The following is a 12,759-nucleotide window of genomic DNA, read 5'->3' as shown; positions in this document are numbered from 1 at the left end:
CCCCCCCACGACGGTAACCCAGGTAGGCAACGACCGTTGGTCGTAGCAGCCGAACAAGATGCATCCCGTGGTCAGCCACAGGATCCACCGCGGTGGGATGGGCGGTTGCCAGACGTTTGCGTCAGGTAGCCGCCCATTTTTTCATCGCGTCACTCGGCCGTCGCCGGCGCGCCCGGCAAGTCCCGGCAGCGCGCCTGCATATGCTCGCCACCGGGTGTACCGGCACGGATCTCCCCGTCCTGCAACCATCCGTAGATTTCGCGCCGCACGCGATACGCCGCATCCGCTGACTCGACCACGTCTGCATTGTCGCTGGCGAGCGGGGCACCCGGCAGTGCAGCCTCCGGGATCCTGCCCAGGACCGCCAGTTGCGTGCACAGACCGGCGTAATAGGCAGTGCGCTCGTCAACTGCACCGCGATCACCGGCGGCGAAGCCCAGGGCATGGAAGGTTTCATGCGCGACCAGGTCCACGAGATTGGCCTCGGTCCGCGCGCGCGCTTCGTAAACCCGCATGGCCAAGGTCAGATGCGGCACGCGGAAGCGCAGCGATCGGGTGCGCAGGTTCAGGCGCGTCCCGTGGGGCACGAGCAGTGCCGTATAGGCCGCGCGTCGCTCGGGATACCACTGCTGCGCGTGGCGTGCAGCGGCATCGATCAGGGCGCAGGCATCGGTAGCCGGCAGGGTCGCCGGCGGATAGGCCGCAATCCGGATGCGGGTTGCCGCGTCAGGGCAGGCGTAGGTCTCTGGCAGCCCGGGTGCATCCGTGCCGGGCAGATACAGATCGGTCACCACGTGCACGAACCCGGCGCCGCGGAGGAGAGACAGTGCGTTCATCCCGTTCGAGGCGATCGCCTCGGGTGGCGCGATGGGAGCCGTAGCGCAGCCCCCCAGAAAACCGCTGAGCAACAGCGCGGCCAGAATCCTGTGCATGTCCGTTTGCCAGTGAGGATCGTCTGGCCAGTCTACCGGTGGCGACGGAGCTGTCTGCCCGTCGCCACGGCAGGTCATGCGGAGGGGATCAGACCACCGTCAGCGTCACGTCGATGTTGCCGCGGGTGGCGTTCGAGTACGGGCACACGATGTGCGCCTTCTGCACCAGCGCTTCGACCTGCTCGCGCGGCAGGCCCGGGACCGAGATTTCCAGCGCCACTTCGATGCCGAAGCCGGTCGGGATCTGGCCGATGCCGACCTTGCCGGTGATCTGCGTTTCAGCCGGCAGAGCGACCTTGGCCTGGCCGGCCACATACTTCAGCGCGCCCAGGAAGCAGGCCGAGTAGCCGGCGGCGAACAGCTGCTCCGGGTTGGTGCCCGGGCCGCCCGCACCGCCCAGCTCGCGCGGGGTGGAGAGCTGGATGTCCAGCACGTTGTCGGAAGAGACGGCGCGGCCGTCGCGGCCGCCGTTGGCAGTGGCCTGGGCGGTATACAGAACGTTGGCAATGGACATGGGAATCTCCTGCGGAGTGAAAGGGGTGGGCCAGATGGCAGGTGTACTTTGCGCGTCTGCTCCGTACTTGTGGCAACATTTCGTCCAGAAAACTTGATCTGGAGTCCGCCATGGTCGACCGACTGCAATCCCTGCTGGACCGCTTCGCGGTGTCCGCCGAGGTCTTCCACGCTGGCGCGCTGTGCGGCATCAACGATCTGCCGGCAGACGGTGAGCGCGGCCAGCTGCATCTGATCCGCGACGGCGATGTACGCGTCGAGCACCCGGACGGCAGCACGCTGCAGATCACCACCCCCAGCGTACTGCTCTACCCGCGCCCGCTCGCGCACCGCTTCGTCACCGATGCCACGCGGGGCGCGGATTTCGCCTGCGCCAACCTGCAGTTCGAAGGCGGCGCCAACAACCCGGTCGCCGCTGCCCTGCCGCCGATCGTCTGCCTGCCGCTGGAGGGCTTGTACGGCGGCCAGCCGGTGCTGTCGCTGCTGTTCGAAGAAGCCTTCGCGCAGCGCTGCGGCCGCCAGGCGCTGCTGGATCGCCTGTTCGAAGTGGTGCTGATCCAGATTCTGCGCGCGTTGATGGAGAGTGGCCAGATCCGCGTCGGCCTGCTCGCGGGCATGGCCCATCCGCGCCTGCGCCACGCGCTGGTGGCCATGCATGAAGCACCCGCCGACGAGTGGACGCTGGAGTCGCTCGCGCAGCGCGCCGGCATGTCACGCAGCGCCTTCGCCGACAGCTTCCGCGACACCATCGGCAGCACGCCCGGCCACTACCTGCAGGGCTGGCGCACCCGCCTCGTGCAGCAGGCACTGCGCCGCGGCCACCCGCTCAAGCGCATTGCCATCGACGTGGGTTACGGCAGCGAAGCAGCGTTGTCGCGCGCGTTCAAGGCGCAGACCGGGCAATCGCCGCGGCAGTGGAAACAGGGCAGTGCGGCCACCGAACGATAACGCGATGCGCGCCGGCGTCGCTCAGATCGCCCACTCCCGATCCGTCGTGAACATGATCGTCAGCCAGCGGTCCGGCGACTCCTCGCCCAGCGCCTCGCCGATCTCGTCGCGCAATCGATCCCACTCGATCAGCGCCCGCGGTGGATCATCGGCGCGCACCACGAAGAACAGCTCGATCTGCTCACCGCGCCCGACCTTGGCCACGTAGCTGCGGAATTCCAGGAAGCCGTGCCTGGCCACGATGTCGCGCGCGACCTCGTCCACATGGGTCTGCAGATCCAGCGGGGTGATCAGCAAAATGTCCGACAACGCCTGGCGCACCGTGCCCATCGGCGCGACGACCACGAACAGGCAGACCACCAGCAGGATTGCCGGATCGATGTAGGGCACCAGCCACGCCCAGTCGGTACCACCCAGCACATAGCCGCCGACGAAGGCGACCAGGTACGCGGCTGACATGCTCGCCGCGACCACCCAGTTCTTCGCATCGAGCGCGATGAAGTCCGAGCCGATCGACCGGTTCGCCCGGCGTACGAACAGTGCCAGGCCGGTTTCGGCCACGATCGAGATCACCGCGAACAGGATCGCCGGTCCCAGCGCGATCTCGCGTCCGCCGGACATCAGTGCGTCCACCGCATTGACCGCGGCATACAGCGCCGCGCCGATCATCAACGTGCCGCTGACCCCGAGCACGATCGGCTCCAGGTGCCAGAAGCCCATGGTGAAGCGCTGATTCAAGCGCGACTGCAGGGTATCGACGTGGGTTGACAGGCTGATCAGGCGCACCACCAGCAGCGACAACCACGTCATCACCACGTCGATCAGCCCGTAGATGCCGTCGAAAATGATCAGCGAGGAGTTGGCGAGCAGGCCGAAGGCCACTGCGGCGGCCGCCATCGCCAGCGATGCGGCGATCGACAGGCGCAGGACGCCTTGTTCGGTGGTGGGGTCGAAGCTGGGAAGGCGGAGTGCGGGCATGGATGCCTGGCGGGGTTCGTGCAGAGCCGCATTGTCTACTGCCGTCGTTGCAGGCGTGTACTCGGCGTCTGGGCTGGCGGCCGCCCGCGCCCTCGGGCAGCGTTCATGGGAACGGGGTAAACTATTGATTGCGCTGGCAATGCCAGTGATTCCAGATGCGCCTGCAGCCGATGACCACCCAGCCCGCCACCGACGCCGCCGCGCGTTACGCCGCCTCCCTGCGCCTGTCCGTCGCCCCGATGATGGATGGGGTGGATTCGTATAAAAATCAGTAAGTTATTTGTCTTCTGGTGTACTGTTGGTGCAACCGACATATCCTCGCAGACTCGATCATGCATCCCGTAGGGATGCCCCCTATACACACATAACGTTAGATGTGTGACACTCCGCGCATTATCAGGGGGCTCCATGGACGGACAAGAAGCGATCAATCAGCTGCTCGCAGCTAGCGCTGAAAGGGATTTCATCGTCATAAATCACCGGGTTAGCCGAGACCTACACTACAAGCTCTCAAGGTTGCTCGAAGAGAAGGCGACCCACGAGCGGTGTACTGTCTTCCTCACGACGCGCGGGGGCGACCCGAACGGCGGATACAGGGTGGCCCGATGCTTAAGGCACTACTACAAACACATCCGACTCGTTGTCCCCAGCAGGTGCAAGAGCGCTGGCACGCTTATTGCAATCGCAGCAGATGAGTTGGCAATAGGTGATTTGGGCGAGCTAGGGCCATTGGACATTCAGGTTCAGAAGGGCTCTGAGCTCCAGGAAAACAGCTCAGGTTTGGACATCCAGCAAGCTCTGCAGGCTGTCACAACGCATGCACAGGACGCCTTCTACCGTTTAATGCTGAGTAGTCGAGGATTGGGCCTGTCTACCAAGCTGTGCGCTGAGCTGGCTGCCACGGTAACTAACGGTATTGTCCACCCGCTCATGGGACAAATTGACCCAATTCGGGTGGGGGAGATGCAACGGGCGACTAGGGTAGCCCTAGAGTACGGTCAGCGCCTTAACAAATATTCATCGAATTTGCGAGAGAATTCGCTTGAAAGGTTGATCGGAGACTACCCCGCCCACGGCTTCGTAATCGACAGAAAAGAAGCTGGTGAGCTGTTTGAGAAGGTCGTCGACATGTGTGAAGAAGAGCGTCAGCTGAGTGACGTGTTCTGGCACACGGTCATTTCCGGGGAAGACCGGAGCGACCTGTTCTTCCTTGATCGACCTACCCACACAACACCCCGGGGAACTTATGAAGACGCTGATGGAGCAAATGAAGGGACAGCAGACCAGGCCCAAGGACAAGAAGTCGTTGCCCCTGAAGGACTCGGAGAGCTTCTCGCGCATTCAGAAGCTCCAGTCGGAAAAGGCCTACCAAGGTGCTCGCTTGGCGACCAGGCGACAGGACGAGCCTGACTCGGACTATCGAATCGTGAAGATCTAACAGAAAGGGGCCTCTCGGCCCCTTTCTCATTTGCGCTGCCCGTCCCACCAGGCGGCAACGTCCCGAACATCCAGAATCCCGTTGACCGGCCGAGGCGCGTCTCCCCTAGCGATCCAGTTTTGCAGGGTCTTCATGGTCAGCCTGGGCATGAACTCCTCGCGGAACTTCTCCACGGTCATGGTTGCCCCGTACTGCCCATAGAGCAGCCAGAAGGTAGAATGCTCAGCCGCGGGCATTGGTGCCTCCCTGAATCGCGCGCTCGTCAAGCGCCCACCGGTCAACCTCCGTTTTCCGCCACTTCTTTTCGTTGCCGATTACCAGCGGCACCGGGAAGGATGAGCGGCAAGCCACGCGCTCGAGGAAGCCGCGCCGATTCGGAGTGCCATCTGCCGTGGTGAGGCCCAAGAAAACCGCACAGGAGTCCGCGCTCAGCCAGCGATCGCCATCGATCAGAGCGGCTAACGTGGCCAAGGTAGAGTCACGCTCCGTCATGGAGAGACCTCCTTTCCTGCAAGGCGTTCGTCTTGATAGCCCTGTAGGTCGATGAGAGCTCGCACGAGTGCAAGGCTGCTCTTGATGAGTAGGGCGTCTAGGTGTTTGCCCACGTCCATAAGATGAGTGGCCTTCAATGCCTTGTCGCGGATGAGGGTCAAGTCCTCGGCCATTGCCCGGTAGTGGTTCTTCTGCACGCCCTTTGGCGCCTTCTTTGCTTGGGCCTTGCTCGCCAGGATGAGCGCAGCCAAGAAGCCCGGCATGCGCTCTATGAGCTCCCGCGCTGAACGCAGTTGGCCGCACCCTACCAGGTCGGTGAATTCCTCGATTCCTGCGACCAGTTTTTGCAGGTCAGCCACCCCTACGGCGGTCATGCAACCCTCCTCGTGCTGTTCACGGCGGTGACCGCGGCTAGGACCTTGAGGTCGCTCGTCGGGATGAACTGCCCCAGCTCCATCGCCGATAGGTAGTAGACGTAGAGGCCTGGGCTACCCCGGTCCTGCACGTAGCGGACCACTTGCCGCCCGTGCAGCTCGATGACATAGATTCCGTCGTAACGCCACTGATTATGCGTGAGGTCTGCAAGCAACACGTCGCCCCGCTCGAAGCGAGGGGAGTTGAGGTTGTCCTGCACTAGGACGTGCGCGAATCCCGCATCGGGCGGCGGAAAAATCACTGACGTGTGCGCCTGCAGCCTGGTCGGCTCGCGCTGGATTCTCAGATCGTCCATGAAGTCACCTCCTTAACCGCGGTCAGAATGCGCGCGCGTTGTCGCGCGGGCAGCGTGTCCCAGAACTCGTCTCGGGCATCGGCGGAGGTAGGAACAGCAACCGTCATCCAGTCGCCCCAGACCGGGCCGTCGTCCGTCATGTAGCGCGAAAACGAGGTCGTCTCGAACACCACGCTGACGTAAGGCCCTCGGTTTTGCCGGGTGTTCGGTCGCAGAATTCGCCGAATTTTCACCGGTCTTGCCTCAGTTCCCTCTCGACGCCAGAAGATGAAGCGAATACTCGCGGGAGTTACCACGTTGCGGGGGGCGGATGGCATGGCCTGGATCGTCACCACCTCTGCCGGGGAGCAGGGTTCCATCTGGCCGGAGTCTCCCACGGCCATGACCTTGATCTCGCAATTCCGATCAGCCCTGCTCATTGCGGCGCTCCTCAAAGTGGGACTGAAGGCTGTTGATCATGTCCATCGTTCGGATTCGGGCAGCTTTCATCGTGTCGTGCCGCCCCGCCTCGATCTGGTGTTCGAAGGCCCACACCGCCATTTCTTCCATCTTCCGACCCGACTCACCCTCGGGCCATCCGTCGGGATAGCCCGTTCGCCGGCGACGATGCTCGGCAAGGTCGGCAACACCTGCGGAGATCGGCGGGGGGAGCGTCGTGAGCCGCTGGCGCTGACGGAACTGAATCACGTTGGAGGTGGCCATCACTTCCGGCCTCCTGCCTGCTGGGTCGCGACCCCGTATTCGTCGTCACGGATCGACCTGAGAGATTCCCTTGCGTGCATGAGCAACTCGTCCATGCCAATAAACAGGGAGTCCGCCTCGTCATACGTCAGGGTGGGATAGGCGATGGAAACCTCGTCCTCCTCGCTCATGTCTGCGATATCGCTCTTGGCCATGGCATCCCGATGCAGCAGCCCTTGCATCGTGTGGGCCGCAAGGATGCAACGATCGACAGAGTTCAGTCGGTTTGTGATCGCCATGTTCAGCGGGCTATCTCGCCAGGCGCTGGCGATGTAGTGGTCGGTGATAGCCAACTGGACCGGCTTCTTGTTGTCCAGTTCCTGGCTGACGGCCTGGGCTACGGCGCGCGGGTCCAGCTGGGGGGGTACACTGTTCTTCGCCATGGTGGCTTCCTTGATCTGATCGGTTACGGGTGCGACTTGGCAGGCGGCTCGGGCGTTGACGCGCTCGGGCCGTCACTGTTTTGGGGCGACGATCTCAAGCGTGCGCGGCGCTCTGATGGCGATGCGGGCTTTCCCGTCGCGCGCTGTGAGAACGACCAAGTGGATGCTCTCTCCAATGCGGATCTCGCCTTCTTCGATCTGCTTGATCACGCGACAGCCGGCCAATGGGTGAGTGCTGCTGTGGGCCGGCGTAGGGATTTCCTTACTCATCTTTCAGGTTTCCTTGGTTCTGGTTGCTGTGAGAAACTGCAAAAGTCGGGGTAGATGCGTCATCCGGAAATGCGACGCAAATAGAGAGCCCGGTGTTGTGCGCGGCGAAGATTTCGGCAACCCGAGTGGGTATGACGATCGCGGCTGCCAAGGCGACGGCCAGCCAGCCAGTTCTCAAAAGGGTAGGCATCTTGGGTAGAAAGGCCGCGCCGTAACTGGCTCTTTTTCGACGCCAGTTGGACTTCATTTCGGCAACCTCGGGCGGGTGCCCATTGAGTAGCCGACGCCCTGAGCCTTGCATCGGCAACGATGCGTCACAGAGAATCCGAGCGGATCACTTGCGTGCCTAAACAGCACGTCAGTGGCGTGTGCGTGGCAGTGCGTTACCAGGAGTGGTATGCCTCGAGAGGGCAGGCGGCTGATGAAGCGCTTGCGGAGGCTGTTGAGCTGGCGGGCCAAACGGTAGTTGCGCCGCCATGTTTCCCTTTTCAGTGACATCCCTTGTTCCCCATCGGCCGGTGCGTCCGACCTGATGAGGTTAGATTAGGCATTGCTAATCAGAAGTGCAATAGGGATTCTGAATTTACTTAAATTAATTTCTTAACCCATTAAGGTTTGGGGTCAGGCGATCTGACGCGCGCTGTACTGGACCACGGCCTTGCCGGCGATGAACAAGTCTTGCGGGGCCATGTAAGGCGGGAAGAGGGGATTGGCGCTCACGATGTACACGCCATCCGACCGTCGCTGCAGGCCTTTGATCTGTGTCTCGCCGCCGATGTTGATCACGTAGATCGCGTCGCCGTCGAAGTAGTCGACGGCCGTATCTACCATGACAACGTCCCCGTTATTGATGATCGGCGCCATGGACGGACCACGGCCCGTGATGAGCTTTAGCCGACCAGGCTTAGGAAGGAACCCCAGGCGCTGCCGAATGTCCCACTCGGCGTACTCCATGCTCCTGATTACTTCGGGGAATTCCTCGTTTACTACGCCTACGCCCATACCGGCTGCTCCATCCAATAGATCAAGGCGAAGGTATCCCGGCGGTGTCTCACGGACGGAGAGTGGGGGTGCATCTGGTGCGTCATCGATGGAACCCTCACCGGTGGCCAACCAGATTGCTGGCACGCCCAGTACGCGCGCGGCCTTCACCATTGCGTCTCCGCGAATGGACTGAGACTTCCCGCTCAGCCATCCATTGACGCTTGGCGCCGAGACGCCGACAGCTTTTGCCAGTTCGAGTTGGGAGATGCCTGCGCGCGACAGGGCAGTGCGGAGCCGGGAGGAGAGGTCCATCGTTAGGGTCTACATACGGGATTAGGCAATGTTACGCATGCAGCTGTTGTAAAGTAAATTAGGAGCTGCTAATTTCCTCGGCATGACCACGACCACGACCGTCTCTGCGATCACCGACCCTGTACAGGCATCGATGCTGATCGATTCCCTTGGGGGCACAAAGCGGGTCGCAGCCCTCTGCTCCGTTCGAGCTCCCTCCATCAGCCAATGGCGCAAGCGGGGCATCCCTCGGCCGTGGGCACTGTTCTTCCACGCGAAGTATCCGGAGAGGTTCGACTCCGCAGGCAACTTCGTAGGGTCGGTCGCTCCCGTCGCGAGCGAGTAGGCCGGTTCTGCTGGGGTCGAAGGAACGGCCCTAGCGCAGTGAAGGAGAGCGTGCATCCCAGGCGTGGCAGTGGCCGCTTGGGTGTCTGGCGCGAGAACTCATCGTCCAGATACGACGAAGCCCCCGCTGTCGGCCAGACAAGTGCGGAGGCTTCGTTGAGACCGAGGCCACTATGCCATCCAACAACACCAGCAGCAACCCGGCAGGCGCACCTGTCCCCCTCGTCCGCATCGAGCGTTTCGACGGTGGTGTGTTCGCAATATTCACCGACCCCGACCGTCCGTGGTTCGAATACGACCCGAGTGTGCGCAGCGCCGAGCAGGCGCGAGAAATGGCGCGGCACGTCGCCGACAAGCAATGGGTGACGCAGGCACACCTGCAGCAGTTCGAAGAACTGATGCGCGCGGAGTTCGGCGAGGGTGCCTGCAGTGGCTAATGCAACCGACGCCCGCATTTCGGTGGCGCTCCCCGGGCATCCCAAGACCAAGAAGCTGGCGCGGAGGCTCGGCGATGCCGGGCCGCTGCACTGCATCTACCTGTTCCTCTGGACGGCTGCGAACCGCAGCGATGGCGACCTCAGCGGCATGACCGACGAGGACATCGAACTCGCAATCAATTGGACCGGCGAGCCCGACGTATTCGTGGCAGCGATGGCCGCAGTCGGATTTCTCGACGGCGAGGAAGGCCAGCGACGTATCCACGACTGGGATGATCACAACGCCTGGGCGGCCGGTGCCGGGGATCGATCAATGCGGTCCAAGTTCGCTGTCGCATGCCGGGAGTATGGCCGCGCCCGTGCGCTCAAGATGTATCCGGAGTACGCCGCAAGGCTTGCAGTAGATAACGGCAAGATGGCCGGAAAGGGTGGCGCAGACGATGTAGGCTTCCATAGCGGCGATGAGAACGGATCAACCGGATCATCTAACGGATCAAGGGTAGATGATCCGGTAGATCAATCTAGACGATGCCCGTTTCCTTTCCCTTCCGATACCGATACCCTTCCTTCCCAAAAAGATGAACCCACTGGCGTGGGTTTGTCCGCAGCAGGCGGCGATGCCGCTGCTGACGACCGCGGCACCGATGGTGGCAAAGAGAGCCAGGACCTGCTCGGCACGGTGCCGAGAAAGAATGGCCCGCCACCGTGTCCGCACCTGAAGATCATCGACCTGTACCACGAGATCCTGCCTGAACTGACCGAGGTCCGGGTGTGGGAGGGGGACCGGGAGCGCAAGCTGGCCGCGCGGTGGAAGAGCGACGCGGAGCGGCAGAACCTCGACTGGTGGAAAGCGTTCTTTGGCTCCGTCCGCGAAATGCCGTTCCTGATGGGCGAGCGCACTGGCCGTGACGGCCGTGGCTTCACCTGCACGCTGGAATGGCTGGTCAGCCCGAAGAACTTCGCCAAGGTGATCGAAGGCAATTACCTGGACGTGCGTCGATGATCCGCCATGACGAGGACGCGCAGACGTTCAACATCGATGCCGAGATGGCGGTGCTGGCCGGGCTGCTGCTGGACAACGACGAGTTGGCCAATGTGCAGGACTGGCTGGCGCCGGAGGACTTCTACAGCCCCGACCACTCCCGAATCTACGAGTGCCTCTTGGAGCTGTGCGGCGAGAACAAGCTCGCCGATGCGATCACGGTTGGCGAGTGGCTGCAGGACAAGGCAGGAGAAGATGGCCGGCGTCTGGCGCTGCTCGCAAGCGGGATTGCCGGCACAGCGTACACCCGAGCCAATGTCGTCCCTTACGCCGAGGTGGTCGTCGAGCATTCGCGCATGCGGCGGTTCATCGATACCTGCCAGCGTGCGCTGCAGGCGGCAACAGGGCGGCGCGGTCACTCAGCGGAGCAGCTGGCATCCCACCTGTCGACCCAACTGGCCGATATTGCGCCGGCGCGGGCGGTGGGCCCTCGGCCTTACCGCGAGGTGGTGAAAAAGTTCGCCGCCCAGCTCCGCGATCGCCATTTGAACGGGACACCCATCGGTCTGCCCACGCCCTGGGCTGACGTGAACAAAGCCATCGGAGGGCTGCGCGCTGGACAGGTGATCGTGATCGCTGCGCGTTCGAACATGGGCAAATCGTTGATGGGATTCCAGCTGGCGCGTTTCACTGGCCTGCGCGGTCACCAAGTGGTGGAGTTCTCGATGGAAATGGTCGACACCGACGTGGTCGCGCGCGACGTCGCCGCGATGGGGGAGATCCCGCTGCAGTGGCTGGTCGGAAACGGCGAACACGCGTCCGTCGAGGATTCCGATGTCTACTGGGCCAAGGCCGCACCGGCGATGGATGGACTGATGGCGGCATCGGTGCTGATCGACGATGACCCTCAGCTCAGCGCGCCGCAGATCGTTGCCCGTTCCAAGCGCGTGCACCGGCGCAAGCCTGTCCAGCTGGTGGTGGTGGATCACCTCCACGAAATGACCCTGCCCGGTAAGCAGGACGAAGCGCTGGAGCGAGGGCAGGCGCTCCGTGACCTAAAGGGCCTGGCCAAGTACCTCGATTGCCCCGTCGTGGTTCTGGCCCAGTTAAATCGCGCAGGTGCGAAGGGCGAGCGCCCGAAGGTGACGGACATTCGCGGTTCGGGCGGCATCGAGGAGGTCGCTGACGTGATCCTGTTCGTACACCGGCCAGACGTCTACCGGGCTGACGACAGGCCGGGGCTGGTGGAGGTGATCGTGGGCAAGGGACGAAACATCCAGACGGGAGCCGTCGTGTCGCTGCGCAATGAATACCAGTTCCAGCGCGCGGTGGACTGGGATGGACCCGCCTACGAGTTCGACGAACAGCCGCAGCAGAAGAAGCCAGCACCCAAGCCGCTCGGTCGCAGGCTGGGTAGCCGCGCCAACCGGAGTGGCAACGATGACTGACCTCATGCCGACCGGGCCGCAGGCGCTGCGCAACCTTGCCGACACCTTGGAACAACAGGCCCGATCCTATGACCTGCGCCTGTGGCGCTCCCGCGGGGAGCGCTCGACTGTGGCTGAGGCATTCCGCCACTCGGCATCCATTGCCCGCCAGCAGGCTGCAAAGCTCGAGCGGCTGGAGCAACAACTGGCAGCACGCGCTGGGGGTGATTCTTGAGCCATTCCATCAAGGAACAGATGCGGCATTGGGGCCACTACCAGGAGCACAGATTCGTCTCGCCGTTGCAGGCCGAGGAGGCGCTCGCCATGGATACGCATCCACTCGCTAGGGCGCAGCAGTTCGCGCGTGGAACAAAGGTGACGCGGGAGCCAGTGGAGCGTGACGGTCTCGCTCGGCGCCTATTGATGGGGGCTGCTGCCGGGCTGGTTGACGGCCACGGAGGCTACCGGCCGGTATCAAAGGAGTTCGTTGACCACATCCCTTGCGTAGAAACCCGATCCCATGCGCCGAGGTCGGCGACCGCCGCGGTGATGACTGGCTCACCCGACGAATACCGGTGGATCGACCGCGCGCTGTCTGATCTATACCGGCAGAACATGATTCGCGCGCTGGTTGTGATGGAGGAGTTCATCGGTCGGGGTGGCCAGGCGGCCCGGGCGGAGGCGGTGGCAAGAAAAGCAGGTGTCCCGCTGACGAAGTGGCAATACCGCAAGGAATTGGAGAAAGGGATGGCGTTCATGGAAGGAAAGCGCTCGTGAGGGACTATTCGCTAGCACAGCTCGCCCGCGACGCCGTGTATCTATGCGCTGCGTGCGGTGCAGACGGGGTGGTGCGCGTCAGCGTTACCCG

At 62.9% G+C, this 12,759-nt stretch carries 20 protein-coding genes; 7 read left to right on the top strand and 13 right to left on the bottom strand.

The features are described 5' to 3' along the window. Positions 1–149 precede the first annotated feature (149 nt). Positions 150–932 carry a hypothetical protein gene (locus ACE026_RS08690; RefSeq protein ID WP_486038692.1) on the bottom strand — a complete coding sequence of 261 codons (783 nt, stop codon included), beginning with the start codon at positions 930–932 and terminating at the stop codon, positions 150–152. An 88-nt stretch (positions 933–1,020) separates the two neighbouring features. Then, complete coding sequence (locus tag ACE026_RS08685) at positions 1,021–1,446, bottom strand: organic hydroperoxide resistance protein (protein WP_259260512.1); 426 nt, start codon at positions 1,444–1,446, stop codon at positions 1,021–1,023. Positions 1,447–1,556: 110 nt separating this feature from the next. On the opposite strand from ACE026_RS08685, the gene ACE026_RS08680 reads away from it, so the two are divergent. Further along, on the top strand, positions 1,557–2,393 hold the full coding sequence (locus ACE026_RS08680; protein WP_486038691.1) for an AraC family transcriptional regulator: 837 nt from the start codon (positions 1,557–1,559) through the stop codon (positions 2,391–2,393). 21 nt (positions 2,394–2,414) lie between these two features. Here the strand turns inward: ACE026_RS08680 and ACE026_RS08675 are convergent, their stop codons facing one another. Continuing rightward, positions 2,415–3,371: a cation diffusion facilitator family transporter gene (locus ACE026_RS08675; RefSeq protein WP_486038690.1), complete on the bottom strand. Its 957-nt coding sequence runs from the start codon at positions 3,369–3,371 to the stop codon at positions 2,415–2,417. Positions 3,372–3,779: 408 nt separating this feature from the next. Between ACE026_RS08675 and ACE026_RS08670 the strand changes: the two genes are divergently transcribed. Further along, complete coding sequence (locus ACE026_RS08670; RefSeq protein ID WP_486038689.1) at positions 3,780–4,781, top strand: hypothetical protein; 1,002 nt, start codon at positions 3,780–3,782, stop codon at positions 4,779–4,781. A 54-nt stretch (positions 4,782–4,835) separates the two neighbouring features. Here the strand turns inward: ACE026_RS08670 and ACE026_RS08665 are convergent, their stop codons facing one another. From ACE026_RS08665 to ACE026_RS08620, 10 genes are all read right to left on the bottom strand, one after another. Next, a complete protein-coding gene (locus tag ACE026_RS08665; RefSeq protein ID WP_486038688.1) occupies positions 4,836–5,045 on the bottom strand; it encodes a hypothetical protein in 210 nt (69 codons plus the stop codon). Next, positions 5,032–5,301 (bottom strand): hypothetical protein, encoded by a 270-nt coding sequence (locus ACE026_RS08660; protein ID WP_486038687.1) that lies wholly within the window; start codon positions 5,299–5,301, stop codon positions 5,032–5,034. The genes ACE026_RS08665 and ACE026_RS08660 overlap by 14 nt, the downstream gene beginning before the upstream one ends. Continuing rightward, the gene (locus tag ACE026_RS08655) at positions 5,298–5,675 is read right to left on the bottom strand and encodes a hypothetical protein (RefSeq protein WP_486038686.1); all 378 of its coding nucleotides are present in this window, start codon (positions 5,673–5,675) and stop codon (positions 5,298–5,300) included. The genes ACE026_RS08660 and ACE026_RS08655 overlap by 4 nt, the downstream gene beginning before the upstream one ends. After that, positions 5,672–6,031, bottom strand: a complete 360-nt coding sequence (locus ACE026_RS08650; RefSeq protein WP_486038685.1) for a hypothetical protein — start codon at positions 6,029–6,031, stop codon at positions 5,672–5,674. The genes ACE026_RS08655 and ACE026_RS08650 overlap by 4 nt, the downstream gene beginning before the upstream one ends. Next, positions 6,019–6,450, bottom strand: coding sequence for a hypothetical protein (locus tag ACE026_RS08645; RefSeq protein WP_486038684.1), 432 nt, complete (start codon positions 6,448–6,450; stop codon positions 6,019–6,021). The genes ACE026_RS08650 and ACE026_RS08645 overlap by 13 nt, the downstream gene beginning before the upstream one ends. Beyond that, positions 6,437–6,733, bottom strand: a complete 297-nt coding sequence (locus tag ACE026_RS08640; protein WP_486038683.1) for a hypothetical protein — start codon at positions 6,731–6,733, stop codon at positions 6,437–6,439. Before ACE026_RS08640 ends, ACE026_RS08645 begins: the two co-directional genes overlap by 14 nt. Beyond that, on the bottom strand, positions 6,733–7,155 hold the full coding sequence (locus ACE026_RS08635) for a hypothetical protein (protein WP_486038682.1): 423 nt from the start codon (positions 7,153–7,155) through the stop codon (positions 6,733–6,735). The genes ACE026_RS08640 and ACE026_RS08635 overlap by 1 nt, the downstream gene beginning before the upstream one ends. 72 nt (positions 7,156–7,227) lie before the next feature. Then, the gene (locus tag ACE026_RS08630; RefSeq protein WP_088432469.1) at positions 7,228–7,425 is read right to left on the bottom strand and encodes a carbon storage regulator; all 198 of its coding nucleotides are present in this window, start codon (positions 7,423–7,425) and stop codon (positions 7,228–7,230) included. Next, the gene (locus ACE026_RS08625) at positions 7,418–7,672 is read right to left on the bottom strand and encodes a hypothetical protein (protein ID WP_404735991.1); all 255 of its coding nucleotides are present in this window, start codon (positions 7,670–7,672) and stop codon (positions 7,418–7,420) included. The genes ACE026_RS08630 and ACE026_RS08625 overlap by 8 nt, the downstream gene beginning before the upstream one ends. A 374-nt stretch (positions 7,673–8,046) precedes the next feature. Next, entirely contained in the window at positions 8,047–8,721 is a 675-nt protein-coding gene (locus ACE026_RS08620) for an XRE family transcriptional regulator (protein WP_486038681.1), read from the bottom strand. 497 nt (positions 8,722–9,218) lie between these two features. Here ACE026_RS08620 and ACE026_RS08615 point away from each other — a divergent pair, with 497 nt between their 5' ends. Genes ACE026_RS08615 through ACE026_RS08595 form a run of 5 tightly spaced genes read left to right on the top strand, consistent with a single transcriptional unit; the run spans position 9,219 to position 12,668 of the window. Beyond that, complete coding sequence (locus ACE026_RS08615) at positions 9,219–9,482, top strand: hypothetical protein (RefSeq protein ID WP_486038680.1); 264 nt, start codon at positions 9,219–9,221, stop codon at positions 9,480–9,482. After that, positions 9,475–10,485, top strand: a complete 1,011-nt coding sequence (locus ACE026_RS08610; RefSeq protein WP_486038679.1) for a hypothetical protein — start codon at positions 9,475–9,477, stop codon at positions 10,483–10,485. The genes ACE026_RS08615 and ACE026_RS08610 overlap by 8 nt, the downstream gene beginning before the upstream one ends. Then, on the top strand, positions 10,482–11,912 hold the full coding sequence (locus ACE026_RS08605) for a replicative DNA helicase (protein ID WP_404735986.1): 1,431 nt from the start codon (positions 10,482–10,484) through the stop codon (positions 11,910–11,912). The genes ACE026_RS08610 and ACE026_RS08605 overlap by 4 nt, the downstream gene beginning before the upstream one ends. Continuing rightward, complete coding sequence (locus ACE026_RS08600; protein ID WP_404735985.1) at positions 11,905–12,126, top strand: hypothetical protein; 222 nt, start codon at positions 11,905–11,907, stop codon at positions 12,124–12,126. Before ACE026_RS08605 ends, ACE026_RS08600 begins: the two co-directional genes overlap by 8 nt. Further along, a complete protein-coding gene (locus ACE026_RS08595) occupies positions 12,123–12,668 on the top strand; it encodes a hypothetical protein (protein WP_404735984.1) in 546 nt (181 codons plus the stop codon). The genes ACE026_RS08600 and ACE026_RS08595 overlap by 4 nt, the downstream gene beginning before the upstream one ends. The last annotated feature ends 91 nt before the right edge of the window (positions 12,669–12,759 follow it).

It is taken from the genome of Stenotrophomonas sp. AGC87, assembly GCF_057333975.1.
Note: the sequence above shows the minus strand (reverse complement) of the source record. Positions and strands in the feature narration are given on the sequence as shown.